A 361-nucleotide genomic window follows, 5' to 3' on the forward strand; every position below is an offset into this window, starting at 1 on the left:
CAACGCAAGATGTTGCATGTTGCGGCTCGACCGAGGCGAAACGTCCAGCCGCAGATGCTTCTGGCGGCACGACAAGGGCAGTTCGGCTGGTTCGGCTTCAGAACCTGGTGATCGGCGTCCGGTCGGGACCTGTATCTCGCTCAGCGTTCCATTGTTCATCGACAAGCCAAGCTTGGATGCGGGACGACGGAATGAGTTGCTTGGGGACGTGCGGATTGATCGTGCCCGCAAATACTACGAGACCTTCGTCGAGCTTTGCACGAACGAATGCCTTGGCCTCTGCTTCCGTAGCGAAGGTCCTTGTTTCCCGAGGGCTCCGCTGCTTCGGCAGCGTGCCGCGTTTACGAACCTCGAAGGTGAC

Annotated in this window: 1 protein-coding gene; it reads right to left on the reverse strand. The window is 59.3% G+C overall.

All coding sequences use genetic code 11. From position 1 onward, the window contains the following. Positions 1-97 precede the first annotated feature (97 nt). Positions 98-361, reverse strand: a 264-nt coding sequence (locus tag AC0L3X_RS47465; protein WP_473317660.1) for a hypothetical protein, incomplete at its 5' end; no start/stop codon positions are given.

It is taken from the genome of Bradyrhizobium sp. MI1.7 (assembly GCF_055811795.1).